This window comes from Devosia sp. BK, from assembly GCF_032907385.1.
GTDB lineage: Bacteria > Pseudomonadota > Alphaproteobacteria > Rhizobiales > Devosiaceae > Devosia.
The window spans coordinates 31,687-46,706 of record NZ_JAIMBX010000008.1; the positions used below are offsets into that span (position 1 = coordinate 31,687).

The 15,020-nt window shown below is 58.4% G+C and carries 13 protein-coding genes; 9 read left to right on the forward strand and 4 right to left on the reverse strand.

Features of this window, described 5'->3' with window-relative positions:
• Positions 1–77: 77 nt before the first annotated feature.
• Both DevBK_RS20480 and DevBK_RS20485 read right to left on the reverse strand, forming a co-directional pair.
• Entirely contained in the window at positions 78–1,340 is a 1,263-nt protein-coding gene (locus DevBK_RS20480) for an ABC transporter substrate-binding protein (RefSeq protein WP_317186850.1), read from the reverse strand.
• A gap of 38 nt (positions 1,341–1,378) precedes the next feature.
• A complete protein-coding gene (locus tag DevBK_RS20485) occupies positions 1,379–2,149 on the reverse strand; it encodes an NAD(P)-dependent oxidoreductase (RefSeq protein ID WP_317186851.1) in 771 nt (256 codons plus the stop codon).
• Between the two features lie 148 nt (positions 2,150–2,297).
• On the opposite strand from DevBK_RS20485, the gene kdgD reads away from it, so the two are divergent.
• Positions 2,298–3,206, forward strand: coding sequence for a 5-dehydro-4-deoxyglucarate dehydratase (gene kdgD, locus DevBK_RS20490; protein ID WP_317186852.1), 909 nt, complete (start codon positions 2,298–2,300; stop codon positions 3,204–3,206).
• Positions 3,207–3,281: 75 nt separating this feature from the next.
• On the opposite strand, the gene DevBK_RS20495 is transcribed toward kdgD, so the two are convergent.
• The gene (locus tag DevBK_RS20495) at positions 3,282–4,289 is read right to left on the reverse strand and encodes a mannonate dehydratase (protein ID WP_317186853.1); all 1,008 of its coding nucleotides are present in this window, start codon (positions 4,287–4,289) and stop codon (positions 3,282–3,284) included.
• 113 nt (positions 4,290–4,402) lie between these two features.
• On the opposite strand from DevBK_RS20495, the gene DevBK_RS20500 reads away from it, so the two are divergent.
• From DevBK_RS20500 to DevBK_RS20510, 3 genes are read left to right on the forward strand one after another with little or no spacing between them, the layout of a single operon-like run.
• Positions 4,403–5,131 (forward strand): FadR/GntR family transcriptional regulator, encoded by a 729-nt coding sequence (locus DevBK_RS20500; protein ID WP_317186854.1) that lies wholly within the window; start codon positions 4,403–4,405, stop codon positions 5,129–5,131.
• A 14-nt stretch (positions 5,132–5,145) separates the two neighbouring features.
• Complete coding sequence (locus tag DevBK_RS20505; RefSeq protein WP_317186855.1) at positions 5,146–6,000, forward strand: SMP-30/gluconolactonase/LRE family protein; 855 nt, start codon at positions 5,146–5,148, stop codon at positions 5,998–6,000.
• A 56-nt stretch (positions 6,001–6,056) separates the two neighbouring features.
• The gene (locus DevBK_RS20510; protein ID WP_317186856.1) at positions 6,057–6,794 is read left to right on the forward strand and encodes a FadR/GntR family transcriptional regulator; all 738 of its coding nucleotides are present in this window, start codon (positions 6,057–6,059) and stop codon (positions 6,792–6,794) included.
• A gap of 191 nt (positions 6,795–6,985) precedes the next feature.
• Here DevBK_RS20510 and DevBK_RS20515 read toward each other — a convergent pair whose 3' ends face one another.
• The gene (locus DevBK_RS20515; protein ID WP_317186857.1) at positions 6,986–7,912 is read right to left on the reverse strand and encodes a LysR family transcriptional regulator; all 927 of its coding nucleotides are present in this window, start codon (positions 7,910–7,912) and stop codon (positions 6,986–6,988) included.
• 149 nt (positions 7,913–8,061) lie between these two features.
• Here DevBK_RS20515 and DevBK_RS20520 point away from each other — a divergent pair, with 149 nt between their 5' ends.
• From DevBK_RS20520 to DevBK_RS20540, 5 genes are all read left to right on the forward strand, one after another.
• Positions 8,062–9,540, forward strand: coding sequence for an amidohydrolase family protein (locus DevBK_RS20520; protein WP_317186858.1), 1,479 nt, complete (start codon positions 8,062–8,064; stop codon positions 9,538–9,540).
• Positions 9,537–11,591, forward strand: coding sequence for a family 10 glycosylhydrolase (locus DevBK_RS20525; protein ID WP_317186859.1), 2,055 nt, complete (start codon positions 9,537–9,539; stop codon positions 11,589–11,591). The genes DevBK_RS20520 and DevBK_RS20525 overlap by 4 nt, the downstream gene beginning before the upstream one ends.
• A gap of 110 nt (positions 11,592–11,701) precedes the next feature.
• Complete coding sequence (locus tag DevBK_RS20530) at positions 11,702–13,219, forward strand: ABC transporter substrate-binding protein (protein ID WP_317186860.1); 1,518 nt, start codon at positions 11,702–11,704, stop codon at positions 13,217–13,219.
• A 24-nt stretch (positions 13,220–13,243) separates the two neighbouring features.
• Entirely contained in the window at positions 13,244–14,161 is a 918-nt protein-coding gene (locus DevBK_RS20535) for an ABC transporter permease (RefSeq protein ID WP_317186861.1), read from the forward strand.
• Between the two features lie 3 nt (positions 14,162–14,164).
• Positions 14,165–15,019 carry an ABC transporter permease gene (locus DevBK_RS20540; RefSeq protein ID WP_317186862.1) on the forward strand — a complete coding sequence of 285 codons (855 nt, stop codon included), beginning with the start codon at positions 14,165–14,167 and terminating at the stop codon, positions 15,017–15,019.
• Position 15,020: the final 1 nt, after the last annotated feature.

The window sequence follows — 15,020 nt, forward strand, 5'->3', positions numbered from 1 at the left end:
GTGTCACCACGATTGGGGGTTACCCGCGCCAAGGACGCGGCGGATAGCCCGGGCCGAAGGAAGGCCCGAGCCAAAAATTACTGGACGATGTTGTTCTTGAGTTCGCCGATCATCTGATTGGCGGCATCTTCGGCGGACAGGCGACCGAAGAGATATTCAGCCGTGTAGCGGCGGAAAATATCACGGAACGAGCCATAACCCGGCGGCGGTAGCGGGGTCGAAATCGCTTCGGCGCTCAGCGTGCTGATGAAGTTGGCGGCAACCGCATCTGTGGCCGGTAGTTCAGGGGTGATCGCATCGCGTACATCACTGTTCGGCGGGGTACCGCGCACGATGAGGAGGGTCTTGCCAGCATCGATGTCGTTGACGATAAAATTTAACAGCGCCTGGGCTTCTACAGGGTGCGCGGACCGAGACGAGGCCGACCAATACTGAGCGACGCCGATCGACATCTGATGCGCGCTCGCCTCGCCGGTCATGCTGGGCAAGCGCAGGAGGGTCAAATCTTCACCCGAAGCCTTGGCAAGGGCGGTGAACTGGGCGGAGGCCCAGAAGCCCATGGCGGCGGTATTGGTGGCGGACGGAGTTTGCTCGAGAGGCAGAGCGGTCACTTCCGACGAGGTTTCGGCGCCATACGAGCCGCTCTCGTCGATGATCCTTTTGGTCAGTTCGAGATAGGAGACAACGGCCGCCGGCTCGATCAGGATATTGCCCTCGGCGTCGTACACCTGCGAACCGTTCTGGCGGAGATATGCTTCAAACGAGGTCAGGTCGGTACCGAGCGCCTGGACGCCGACAATGCCCGACGCGCTGCCATCCGTGATGGCCTTCGATACGGCGGCAAGGTCGTCCCACGACCAAGTCGCGTCGTCCGGCAGCGGCACATTGGCGGCTTCAAAGAGGCTCTTGTTGGCGACGATGGCCGTTGCCGAAAGGCCAGACGCCACTGCAAACTGCTGGCCGTCGATATTGGCGGCCTGGGTAGTGGCGGCGTCGAGCTTGCTCACATCGACAGCGTCGAGGTTAAGGAGAGCGCCACCGGAGGCGAGCTGAGAAACATATTCAACCGGCAGCTGGATGACGTCGGGCGCATCATTGGCGGCGATCTGTGTGGAGAGCTTGTCCATATAGCCATCGAACGGAAGCGCTTCAGCTTCGATGTCGATGTTTGGATTGAGCGCTTCGAACTGTTCGATCGCCTTTAGGGTCGCCGTGGTGCGACCTTCCGAACCCCACCAGACGATGCGCAGTGTCACCTTTTCTTGCGCTAGCGCTGCAGAAGCCAGAAGTGGCGTGCTGGCCACGGCCGCCAACAAAAGACTCTTCATCAGTTTAGACATCGTTTCCTCCTGAAGCAGAACTGCGGTGCTTCGCCGCTTTAGTTGCGTGGCAGGGCGAAAGCGCCGCCCACTACACGATTGACGGGTTCGTCGAGATCGATCTCAGCCTCCGGCGCGATCTCGGGGTAAGCGCGCGACGAGGATTGGGAACTCCATCCAAGGCCTGGATCGGGTTCGTTGACGAAGAGCGGATTGGGGTTGTCCGAAATGGCATAGACCGTGCGGAAGCCTAAGTCCGGTAGATCAAGACCGGCGTCGACGAGCCGAGCTAGGTCGTCCCGATCGCAGAAATTGCGGGCGTCCCGCGACGATTTGGGCGGGAAGGCCGTACAGATGCGAACAACGAGGCATTCGAGCCCGTAGCGGTCGTAGCAATAGCGGCCATAGCTCTCGCCGAAGACCTTCGAAATGCCGTAGAGAGTGTCCGGTCGGACAGGCGCATCGAGGCGGATGGGCGTGTCGCGCGTCGGGTGAAATCCCATGACGTGATAGGACGAAGCGAAGATCACGCGGCGCACGCCATGCGTATGGGCGCTTTCAAAGATATTACGTGTGCCTTCGATATTGGCGGCCTGGACCAGGTCCCAGCTCTTTTCGTTTGAAATGGCGCCGAAATGCACGACGGCATCAGTACCTTTGACGAGGCGGTTCACTGCATCGGCATTGGAGAGATCCGCCTCGATGACGTCACGTTCATCGCCAGCTGGACGAAGGTCGGTTGCAATCACGCTGCGGCCCGCGGCCAGCATGTGGGCGTGCAGATGGCTGCCCAATACCCCCGATGCGCCTGTGAGTAGCGTTTTGGTCATTCATCCCCCTCCCAGCGGATGGACCGGAAAATGGCGCGAGGGCGTTAGCCTGTCAACTAGAAATATGACTACTTAATCATAAGTCATATTGACCTGTTGATCATTGACGTACTAATCCGTGATTGTTTCATACCTTGGGAGAGGCATCGTGGATTTCACCACACTCAAGTCGGCAGTAGGCAGCAAGCTGCTCTCGTTTCCGATCACGGATTTCGGTTCGGACGGCGGTTTCGACGCAAAATCCTATGCCGATCGGCTGCAGTGGCTGTCGTCCTATGACGTTGGCGCCCTCTTTGCCGCGGGAGGGACCGGCGAATTTTTCTCCATCGGCATGGATGAATACGACGATGTCATCCGCACCGCGGTCGCCAATAGTACGCCTGATGTCCCCGTCATTGCCGGCGTCGGCTATGGCACGCGCATCGCCGTCGATCTCGCTCGTCGCGCCCAAGCGGCGGGAGCGCACGGCATTCTAGCTCTGCCTCACTACCTGATGTTCGCTGAGCAGGAAGGGATCGAGGCACACATCTCGGCCATCTGCGAGGCGGTCGATATTGGCGTGATCTACTACGCGCGCGACAACACACATCTCAATCCCGATACACTTTCTCGCCTGGCCGAGCGCCACCCGAATCTCGTCGGCTACAAGGACGGGATCGGCGATGTGCAGCTGATGGTGAAGATTGCCCATGCCCTCGGCGATCGCCTGACTTACGTCGGCGGCCTGCCCACGGCCGAAGTGTTTGCCCGGCCCTATCTCGAAATGGGCGTAACGACCTATTCGTCGGCCGTGTTCAATTTCGTGCCCGATCTGGCGCTGGAGTTTTACAGAGCAGTCCGTGGTCGCGATCAGGCCACAATCGACCGGCTACTCAATTCCTTCTTCCTGCCACTGATCCAGTTACGTGACCGCAAGCGCGGCTATGCCGTGTCGATGATTAAGGCTGGCGCCGCGCTCGTCGGAAAGCCTGCCGGTCCGGTGCGCAGCCCGCTCACTGAACTGAGCGACGCCGACCGTGCTGCTCTCGCTCACCTGATTTCAGCTCACCGGTCCTGATTGCTCCTCCCGAGTGTGAAAGGCCCGGTACTTTACGATGCCGGGCCTTTCTGTTTGCCTACGAAATTCTCGACCTTAGGGGCCGTAGGGGTCGAGGCCGTTGGCCTGAAAGAGGGCGATGATATAGCCGAACGCGAAGGCGAAGGCGGTTTCGAACGGCGCTTCGCCGTCGATCTGAGGCATATGGTCGGGCATGATCATGCAATCTACGCCGGCCTCGTGATAGACCTTGAAGCTGCGCGCCATGTCCATGTCGCCATCGTCCGGGAACACCTCGGTGAACGAGTAGCGTCCGCCTTTGATGTTTCGGAAGTGGACGTTGAAGATCTTCTTCCGGCTGCCGAACCAGCGGATGACTTCGTCGATCTCCTCTTGGGGATTTTCCATGCTTTCCCCGACCGTGCCCTGGCAGAAATTGAGCCCGTGGTAGGGGCTTTCGGCGATCTGGACGAAGCGTTTCAGACCTTCAGCACTGCCCAGCACGCGCTGCTCCACGCCGCGATAGCCTGGCGGGGTCAGCGGATCATGCGGGTGGCAGGCAAGGCGAACTTTGGCCGCTTCCGCCACCGGTACCACTCGCTCGAGGAAGTAGGTGATGCGTTCCCAGAACTCCTCGGCGCCGACCTCGCCGGCTTCCGTCAATTCACCGCTGTTCTTCAATTGCTCATGCCGGAAGGTCGGCACAATCGCCCCGCCGCGTCCCCGCTCGGATTGAGTGCGCGGAATGCCCAGCAGATTAAAGTTGTACTTTGCGGCATGAACGCCGAGTGCAGACAGGTTCTCGATGATGGTGCAGATGCCATCAATCTCCCGGTCGCGCTCCGGCGATTTCCCGAGGACAATACCCGGAGATTGGTGGTTCTTTATCCCCGAGGACGGCATGGGCAGCTGCACCATGTCGAGCACCAAGCCGTTCTTGTCCAGACGGTCGATATGTCGGGCGATGATGTCGCGCGTCCATTCATAGGGGTCGCCTGGCGGATCGATGGAGACGTGCCTTACGCCCAGTTGGCCAAGTTGCCGGAGGTAGCGGTCTCCAAGGCGCTCCATGTCCCTGCCGCCAAGTTGGGTTCCCACATACATATCAGATCCAAGTTATACCAATTTCGAAAAGTTGTATGAAATATATTGCGATGCTACAAGTTGAATCGCTAACGCGGATGCGGTGGGCTGTCGCGAAACTGGGTGGATAGCGGATGATACGCCAAGGAGAGCCGCGGCTGACCGATGGGGTTAGGGATGGTCTCGTCCGCCTGATCGCCTCCGATAACCTGCCGGTCGGCGCCAAATTACCGACGGCCGAGCAGCTCTGCTTGCGCTTTGGCGTCAGTCGGACTGTCGTTCGCGAAGCGATCGCGAGCCTCGAAGCCGAAGGCCGCTTGATTTCGAAGCGCGGATCGGGGGTCTATGTCAGCGACGCAACGCCAGTGCCGACAGGGCCGTCGGTGATGCGTTCGCCCAACGATATCGCGGAAATGCTGGAATTCATGGAATTGCGCATGAGCGTCGAGATCGAGGCGGCGGGGATCGCGGCTGAGCGACGCACCGAGACCGACCTACTGCGGATCGAGCAGGCCATGATAAACTTCGAGCAGCATTTGCAGGGCAAGACGATCGCAAGCGATGTCGACCGTGCGCTGCACCTCTCGATCGCGCAGGCGACTGGCAATCCCAAATTTTCCGAATTTGTCGATCGGCTCGGTGAGCGGCTCATACCGCGCAGGGCACTTGGCGCCGACTTTGCCGATGCTGACGAGCAGATCAGCTTTCTAAGAAAAATCCATACCGAGCATCGTGTCATCGCCGACGCTATCGCTGAACGGCAGCCCGAAACAGCCCGAGACAGTATGCGCATCCATCTCGATAATGGCCGCCGCCGCTATCGCAACTGGACGCTCGAACACTTCGCAGATGCAAGCCTATGAGCCATCCAGACGTCATGTTCGTCATCGAGGAGCGCTTCGGCGTGGCCGAGAGCCTGACCTGGGAAGCGGCTACCGGAGCATTGTTCTGGTGTGATATCCCCGCGGGCACAATCTACGCCCTCGACACCCAGAGCGGACATCGGCGCCGCTGGTCGTTAGGCGAGCCAGTAGCCAGTTTCGGCTTGGCGGGTGCCGGCCGTCTCGTCGTTGCCCTGGCCAGCAGCATCATCCTCTTCAGACTTGACACCGGTGGGCGTGAACTCGTCGCGACAATAAACCTGCCGCCCGGCTTAAGCCGGCTCAACGACGGCAAAGTTGGTCCCGACGGAGCGTTTTATGTCGGGAGCATGGATAGATCCTCTGAGCCTGAAGGTGCGCTTTATAGGGTAGACGGCACCGGACGTGTCGACATCCTCACTTCCGGCTTTTCGACCTCGAACGGGCTCGCTTGGACAAAAGACGGACGGACAATGTTCCACTCGGACTCGCAGGGCAAGATGTTCGTTGATCGCTGGGATTTTTCGCCCGAATCCGGCGAAATCTCTAATCGGCGGCGGCTGCGGGAGCACGACCTAGCCAATGGCCGAGCCGATGGTGGCGCCTTCGATATCTTTGACACCTATTGGTCGGCAGCGCCGTCTTGCAGTCGGATCAACCGCATCGGCCTTGATGGAAGCCTGCTCGGCTGGGTTGATCTTCCCATCTTGAAACCGACCATGCCGTGCTTTGGCGGGCGAGATATGCGCACCGTCTATGTGACAAGCCTCGATTCAGGTCTGCCAGAAACGGGTAAGGACGGGATTGTCAGTTTCAGGTCAGATGTCCCCGGACTCGTGCCATATGTATTCGGCAACCGCACATGCCTATGATAGCGGATGGCCACAATAAGTATTAACCACTCGACACTTTCAAGGCGTCAGAACCCATGAACCCGCCCGTACCGGCCCGTCTGACCGATAAGGTAAAGGCAGGGCTCGTCAAAATGATCGAAGAGCAGGGACTCATCGCTGGCGACAAACTGCCGACTGCAGAGCAGTTGTGCGCCATGTTCGGCGTTAGCCGCACCGTCATCCGGGAAGCTGTTGCGAGCCTCACGGCCGACGGATTGTTATGGTCGCGCCGGGGCAGTGGCGTGTTCGTGACACAAATGGAACGACTACGAACCAATTCGGCTTCTATGCAGGAGCCTCGGGATCCAGGCGCGGTTCTTGAAATGATGGAACTACGCATGAGCGTGGAAATCGAGGCAGCCGCTCTGGCGGCAGAACGTAGAACAGAAACACATCTCCTGCGCATGGAAACGGCGTTACGCTCTGCCAGGCATGATCCGCTCACTGTTTCTGGCGGAAGCGACGCGGACCGGATTTTCCACAGGGAGATTGCCATAGCCACTGGCAACAGCCGCTTTATTTTGTTCCTGGATGACCTCGGCTATCTGCTTATTCCTCGCCACGTTCTTGAAAGCTCGATCGGGACCGAGAGCGATCGCCGCAGCTTCCTAGCTGAGGTCCAATCCGAGCACTACGGTATATATGAAGAAATTTCTTCCCGAAACTCGGCTGGGGCGCGCGCGGCCATGCGATCACATCTTGAGAAAGGCCGCAGACGGTACCGTGAATGGAGCTTGGTTCAACAAGGCGGCGTCCCAAACTCAGTTCTCTGACGGATCCGACAGGTTGACGAACAACGCTACTTCCGGTTCGACATCGCCGTCCGCCTCTTAACGAAATCATGAGATAGCGATTCTGGAATAATCGCCGACCTACAACAATAAACTCTAAGAAAATCTCAATCCTTCGCGCGAGTATGGAAAAATTGTATGTGCGTCGCGCAATTTAGGTCGTTATCCGCATTTCAAAATTCCTGAGCAATTTCACGTAGGAAATCGACTACCGCGCGCACTTTAGCTGGCGTGCGCCTGTTGGCGGGCAGAACGATTGAAATAGGTTCAGCTTCGCTTTCGAAATTGCCGAGAACCGGTATGAGACGCCCAGTCGCAATGTCGTCCTTGAATAGCCACCATGTGGCTTGGGCAATACCTACCCCGGCAATCGCAGCCTCTCGAATAACGTCGCCGCTATCTGTAGTAAGGTTGCCGGAGACGCGAACGGTCTCGCAAGTTTGACTAGTGCTGCCAAACGGCCACATCGGACCAAATCCGCCCACGATGCAATTGTGCTGTAACAGGTCCATTGGCAGCTGAGGAACGCCAGCTCTCTCAAGGTATTGCGGCGAGGCGACGGTCTTCTGTGGACCGCGAATAAGAAGACGATTGACTAGTCGACTATCTGCTAGCCGGCCCGAATGCACTGTCAGGTCAAAGCCACCTTCGATTGGGTTTGTCGTTTGGCCCTTAAGATAGAGCTCCAGCTTGACCAAAGGATACTGACTGTAAAATCGTTCCAAAGCCGGTACGACGGTCATCCGGCCGAAAGAGGGTGGCAGGCAAATGCGCACCGGGCCAGCGGGCGCAAGATTTGAATCTCGCAACCGAGCTTCAGCATCCTCTAGGTCGAGCAAGATTTGCGTGCAGCGTTCGAGGTAGGCAGCGCCGAACTCTGTCAGGTGGACCGCACGAGTCGAGCGATGCAGCAACTGAACACCCAAACTGACCTCTAAGCGTGTCACGCTTTTTGTAACCGAAGAGGTGGTGACGCCGATCGATTTTGCAGCTGATGTAAAGCCACCTAGATCGGCAACAGCCTTAAAGGCCAGCATATCCTGAAATTTTGTCATCTGCGAAAGAGCAATTGAGGTGCTCCAATTCGGGGCAAGTTGCACAATTTTTAATCAATACTGCGCAGCGCCTTCAAAATAGCCAAACTGGAAAAGCAGTATTTCCAGCAAAGGGTATTATCACACCCTTCTCATCACGCTCTCATGCGCCACGGCAGCGCAACTGTGCACTGCAAAGGGGACGCCGCGCAACCATGGCCACCACTTGGATCACAGATGCCACGTGCCTCACCCATGAGGATGGCGGCTGGATCAGCGCCCGGCGCAGCATAGAAATTGCATCCGGACGCATCGTGGCGCTGCATCATTATACACCCTATATCGCGCCAGAGGACGAGGTAATCGTGGGCACCGGGCTTTTAGCAATTCCGGGGCTGGTCAATGCGCATACACATTCGCCGGACAACCTGTTGCGAGGGTCGGCCCCACAATTGCCACTGGAGCTCTGGTCGCTTCATTCAGCAGCCGGTCGCGAGGGTCGCACCCCACGCCAATGTTACATTTCTGCGGCGCTAGGCGGCATCGAAATGCTGCGCACAGGTACAACCGCGTTGCTCGATCATGTGCGTATCTCACCCGAACTTGACGGTGCTTGCCTTGATGCGATCGCCCAGGCCTATCTCGATCTCGGCTTGCGTGCCGTTGTCGCGCCGATCGTGGCAGATAGGCCCGTCGCATCAACCCTGCCGCTCGATTCCGATGACCTGCGCGATTTAGATCTCTCCGCGTATGGCATGCGGGCGCTGTTACCTGCTTCGGAGCAGATTGCGATCGCGGAGGCCTTTGTCGAGCGGTGGCACGGTTGCGAGCAACGCATTATGGCGGGGATAGGGCCATCGGCTCCGCAACGCTGTAGTGACGACTTGCTAATTGGCGCTGCAGCGCTGGCTGCACGGCACAGCCTGATCCTTCACCTCCATGCGCTCGAAACGCGTGCGCAGCAGATCATGGGTCACCGTCTATATGGCAAGGGCACAGTCGCTCATCTCGACGATCTCGGTCTGCTTGGACCTAAAACGAATCTCGCCCATGCCATCTGGATTGAAGGTGACGATCTCGACCGCATAGCGCGCACAGATACCGCAATCATTCACAACCCGGTTTCCAATGCGCGTCTTGGTAGTGGTTTTTGCCCCCTCGCCGACTACCTCGAACGCGGCATTCGCGTAGGCTTGGGGACGGATAGCGCCTGCTGCAACGATAGCAATAATCTGTTCGAGACAACAAAATGGGCCGGGCTGCTGCATAATCCAGTGCGCCCACACGCTCGTTGGCTTGGCGCAGCGGCCGCCTTGCGACTGGCAACCCAAGGCAGCGCTGACGCAATCGGGCTGGGTTCCAGCGTCGGCAATCTTGCGCCAGGGCAGAGCGCAGACATCACCATGTTGCGACTAGATACACCCGCCTTCACTCCGCTCAACGATGTAGTCCGCCAGTTGGTGTTGTCCGAAAATGGATCGTCCGTAGTCCACGTTGTGGTGGCAGGCGAAACAGTTTTGCGTGGGGGAGTTTGCACGAGACTCAATGAGTCGGCGATCTGGGAGGAAGCACAAGAATACGCAGCGCGACAGCATCTGGCCAACTGCCAGATCCAAGCTAATGCAAGAAAGCTCGCTGCACCAATTGAAGCCATGTTTGCCCGGATCGGGCGCGACCGGAGCACCTCGCAATGAGTCAGACCTGGACCCAACAACCAGCGCGCGTTTTCCAGCACCTGCTGCGTGAAAGTGACGCCGTCGGACTAGATCCGATCCAACTGATTACCGAGGCGTCAGCGATGGGCGCAGACACCTACCTTTGCATGGGTGGTGGTTTCTCCGCTTGGTACCCTACTGAGATCGAAGCTCAGCCCGTCAATCCCGACTTGGAAATCGATCTTGTTGGCCATGTAATTACGGCAGCCCATGAACGCGCCATGCGCGTCATCCTACGTATGGATATAAGCAAGGGCCGCGCCGGCGCGCAAAACATCCATCCCGATTGGTTTGTAAGAAACGCCGATGGCACACACGCCACGGTATGGGACATGCCGCAGATGTGCCCTACCGGCCCTTTCTGGCAGGTCACCAATTTTGCCATTCTGGACGAATTGCTTGGCCGCTACGAAATCGACGGCTTGTTTTATAACTACTTCTATATACCCCGGTGCTACTGCCCCCGCTGCCAACAGCAGGTTATGGATGCCACCGGCATGCCCGTTCCTGCGCCATCCCAGCGCACGGTGTCTTACGAGCGCTGGCGGCAATCGAGCTTAGCCAAGTACACGGCGCGCATGCGAGATTTCATCCGTGTCCGCAAACCTACTGCGGTTCTGGTGCCGTACCACCATGTCCGCGCGGGCTGGGATCTTGCCGCCATGGCTGAGGCCTCCGACCTGATCGGAGCACAGGCGTCCAACCCCATAGTACCCAATCCCATAGATCCTCAACCGATGTGGAACCATTGGGCCGCCGAAGAGGCTCTCGTAGGACGCGCCGTAAAACCTGGGGCCGCCCCATTTCTGATCCAAAGCACGTCCGGCTTTTTCGCCAGTCGCCAGACGGCTGTCCCCAAAGGACGTTTGCTACACAACTTGGCTCTTACTGCCGCCCATGGCGCGGGCACGGCTCCAGCGATCAACGGCCTGCTGGCACAGGACGACCCTCGGTCCATGGCGCCGCTGCAGCGATTCACCCAGTATTTGGCCAAGAATGTCCGCTGGTATCACGACCTCACTTCGATGGCGAAGCTTGCTATCGTGCGGTCAGAGTCCAGCGTGCAATGGGGCGTCGACGCAGGCAAGTTAAGCGGTCGCGAAGGCCCGCGCGGGCATCTCGATGAGTTTCGAGGCTTGTTCGAAATCAGTTCCGCGCTACGTCACCCGATCGATGTCGTCGTTGCGGGCGATTTGGCACACACTGCATTAGAGACCTACGCCGCAATCCTGTGCCCGGCGATATCGTGCATTTCAGACGCCGATGCGGCGGCGCTAGACAACTATGTTGCCAATGGAGGCACACTAGTCGCTACCGGCGACTTTGCCGCAGCGACAGATTTTGGTGCGCCACGCAGCAATCCAGTGAGTGCAGCGTTGCCATCTATTCCGTCCGCACGACGATCCATCTCAGGCGCTTATTTCGAGATACGAGACGACAATGTTCGGTCCGCAATGGATGGAATTCCCCATATCGGGGCTGCAGGCGATTTCTGCCCGCCCACGTCACTCGACGGGGGATGGGATATCGGGCTCGCCCTGATCGGGCCCTTTGCCAATAATGCTCCCGAATTCACGGTGGTCAGGGGTCCCGGCACTGCTCCCGGAATGCTTAGCCGCCGTTATGGCGAGGGCACTGCCGTGTGGTTGCCATGGTTTATCGGCAGCCTCTATCACCAGTATGGGATTGGTGACTATGCCACCGTGATCGGTGCCGTGTTGGAGCGACCGGTCGGACCTGCCCCTATAACGACGATCGCGCCCACATCCGTCGACTTCACACTCTACAGTCATGCAGCCGGTGCAGTGATACATGCGATCAACGGGGCCACGGCGCAGAACAAGCCGTTGATCGAGTGTACCCCACTGGCGGGTTTCGCCGTGTCGGTGGCAGTGCCCGCAAAACGCGCCGTACTGCTCCAGACCGGCGAAGATCTGGCCCTGACGCAACACAACGGACGGGTGCAGTTCACACTTCCCCGGCTCGAAAGTTTTGCCGCCGTCGCCCTGCTCTTTGATGGAGAAGGGTGATGTGGCCAAGGAAAAAGGAACCGGATCAACCGGTCACGAGAGGGAATGTCTGCACTGCCAACCAGGGCGTTTGGCGCCAAGCCAGCCCCGACTGCAAAACAGGTGATCACATGAAACGAATGCTGCATGCCCCATTGCTGGGTGTGATATTGAGCACGACAGCGCTGCTCGGCCTGCTTAATCCGACAGTTGCTCAGGATAAGGACACCATTACGGTGGCCCAGCCTGTAGATGCGTTGACCATGGATCCGGCCAAGCATTCAGCTTTTCCGACAGCAAACATAATGTTCCAGCTGTACGACGCGCTGGTGACAATGGATGACAAGGGTACGTTCGTTCCCGCACTGGCCACTGAATGGAGCAATCCCGACCCATTAACCTGGCGCTTCACGCTGCGAAAAGGCGTCAAGTTCCACAACGGGGAGGACTTCAACGCCGAAGCAGTCAAGTTCACCTTCGATCGTGCCCTCAACCCTGAGTTTAAAGCGCCCTATTTTTCGCGCATTGCGGCAATTAAATCGGTCGAAATCGTCGATGACTACACCATCGACTTCAAGACCAACAAACCGTTTCCGACGATGCTGTTCTCACTTTACGAAGCATCGTTTGCAGCATTAATCGTGCCGCCAAAGTACACAGCTGAAAACCCTGAAGCGCTTGCATCTGCGCCCGTTGGTACGGGCCCCTACACTTTCGTGGAGTGGCTCAAGGACGATCGCGTAGTACTAAAAGCAAATCCGGATTATTGGGGCGGCGCGCCGGCGGTAGCAAACGTGGTGTTCCGCCCCATCAAAGAAGTGCGCACCCGCATTGCCGAACTGACCAGCAACGGCGTAGACATCGCGGCCGACATTCCGCCCGAAGACGTTCCATCTCTTGAAGCTGGTGAAACCAAAATTGCAACTATCGCCAGTGATTTCATCTATTTCTACGCATTCGACACCCTTAAGGAAAGTCCGCTGCAGAGCAAGCTGGTTCGCCAAGCGATAAACTATGCCGTCGACGTCGACGCTATCCAACAGGCTTTACTGGGAGGCCTGGGCACCCGGGTTGCACTTACCCTGCCTACCAATGCCTTTGGATATGATGAGGCTTGGCAGCCTTACCCATATGACCCTGAAAAGGCCAAAGCACTGCTGGCTGAAGCTGGCTACCCTGATGGTTTCACCATCACGCTGACGGCTCGCCAAGGACGCTATATGAAGGATCGCGAGATCATGGATGCCACGATCGGCTTCCTGGCAGAAGTGGGCATTGTCGTCGAGCCCAATTTCCTCGAGCCGGGTGTCTGGGCCACTGTGTCGGAAGCGAAGGGCCGCGAAGGCATCATCTTTCCAGGCTGGAGTGGGCGTGACCCCGATCTAGTTTGGTATCCACTGCTCTATAGCGGACAATACCAAAGCTATTACGCCAATCCCGAACTCGACACTCTCCTAGATGCAGGGAGGGCCACCCTGGAACCAGCTGAACGCACCGCGATCTATGATAAAGCGGCGGCCATCATCAAGGAAGAGGCGCCGCACCTGCCCTTGCTGACGCCACCGCTGATCTACGGCCTGGATGCCGATCTCGACTGGCACCCGCGTACCGACTCTATCATCGATCTGCGTAAAGCCAGCTTCGAATAAACCAGAACCGGTCGGAGCTCCTTAATGCTTGGGTATGTCGTTTCACGTTTGCTGTACGCGCTCGCCGTTGTTTTTGGCGTGTCCGTAGCCGTCTTTTTCTTGATCAGGATCGGAGGCGATCCCTCGGCGTTGTTTCTACCACCCGAGGCGTCGCTAGAGCAAATTGCGGAATTTCGCCATGCCATGGGCTTCGACCGGCCAGTCATCGTGCAGTACTTCGAATTTCTGGCTCGCGCCGTTCATGGTGATTTCGGGCAATCGATGCGCTACCAGCAACCAGCCATGCAACTGGTGCTGGAGCGCATGCCCGCCACACTGCAACTGAGCGGCACCGCGTTAGCGCTCTCCCTCGTCATCGCAGTGCCGCTTGCCATCACTGCCGCTACACATCGCGGCACTGTCGTCGATCGTGCTGGGCTAGTTATATCGCTGATCGGCCAAAGCTTTCCCACCTTCTGGCTGGCGATCATGCTGATCCTGATCTTCTCGGAAAAGCTGCATTGGCTGCCGCCTTCGGGTCGGGACGGTTGCCAGACCTTGGTCATGCCCTCCATTGCCCTGGCTGCCTACTCCACCGCCATCATCACGCGCCTGCTGCGCTCCTCAATGATCGAGGTGCTGCAATCGGACTATGTGCGCACCGCCCGCGGCAAGGGGCTTGCCGATGGCCAGATCGTCTTCAAGCACGCCTTGCGCAACGCTGCCATTCCGACCTTGACGGTTATCGGCCTGCAAGTCGGCGCACTGCTGGGAGGCGCGGTTATCACCGAAGAGATCTTCGCCTATCCGGGGGTCGGCCGCCTGGCCATCCAGGCCATAGCCAACCGCGACTTCACCGTTATCCAGGCCTTCGTCCTGCTCATGGCCGTTCTCATCGTAACGATCAACCTGGCGGTCGACCTCTGCTACGGCCTGCTCGACCCCCGCCTGAGGAAAGGCTGAGTTATGATCGTGTTCTGGAAGCGCTTCTCGCGAAGCAAACTGGCTATGTTCGGCCTCGCCATCGTCCTGGCGGTTATCGTGGCCGCTTTGGTCGGGCGCTTCGTCGTACCCTACGACCCCGCCGCGCAAAATATCATCAAGCGCCTGCAGCCGCCACTGGCCTTGGGCAAAAACGGCATCCACTGGCTGGGTACCGAGGCCCTGGGGCGAGATATTTTCAGCCGTCTGATCGTGGGGGCGCAAGTTTCGCTGCTGGTGGGTGTGTGCTCGGTCGTCGTGTCCTCGCTGGTCGGCATTACCCTCGGTATCGTCGCCGGCTACGAGGACCGCTATCTGGGCAAGTTTCTGATGGGCATTACCGATGTCCAGCTCGCCATTCCGTTTCTCGTGCTAGCGCTGGCCGTGGTGGCTGTTCTGGGGCCAAGCCTGTTCAATCTGATCGTAGTGCTTGGGCTGACCAACTGGGTGCAATATGCCCGCGTGGTGCGTGCCGAAGTGCTGGTTCTGCGTGACCGCGAATATGTGCAGGCGGCCAAAGCCCTCGGCGCCAGCACCCCGCGCATCCTGATCAAGCACCTGCTGCCTAACGTGATGAGTTCAGTGATCGTCATCTCCAGTCTGCTGGTGGCCAAGATGATCCTGTTTGAATCCTCCCTGAGCTTTCTCGGCCTGGGTGTACCGCCCTCGACGCCGACATGGGGCGCCATGATCGCCGAGGGCCGCAACTATATCGCCAATGCATGGTGGGTCGCCGCCATGCCGGGTCTGGCGATTTTTCTGACCGTGGTCGGCATTAACCTGGTGGGTGACCGCCTGCGCGACATGCTCGACCCACGCCTCAAGCAACTGGAGAACTGAG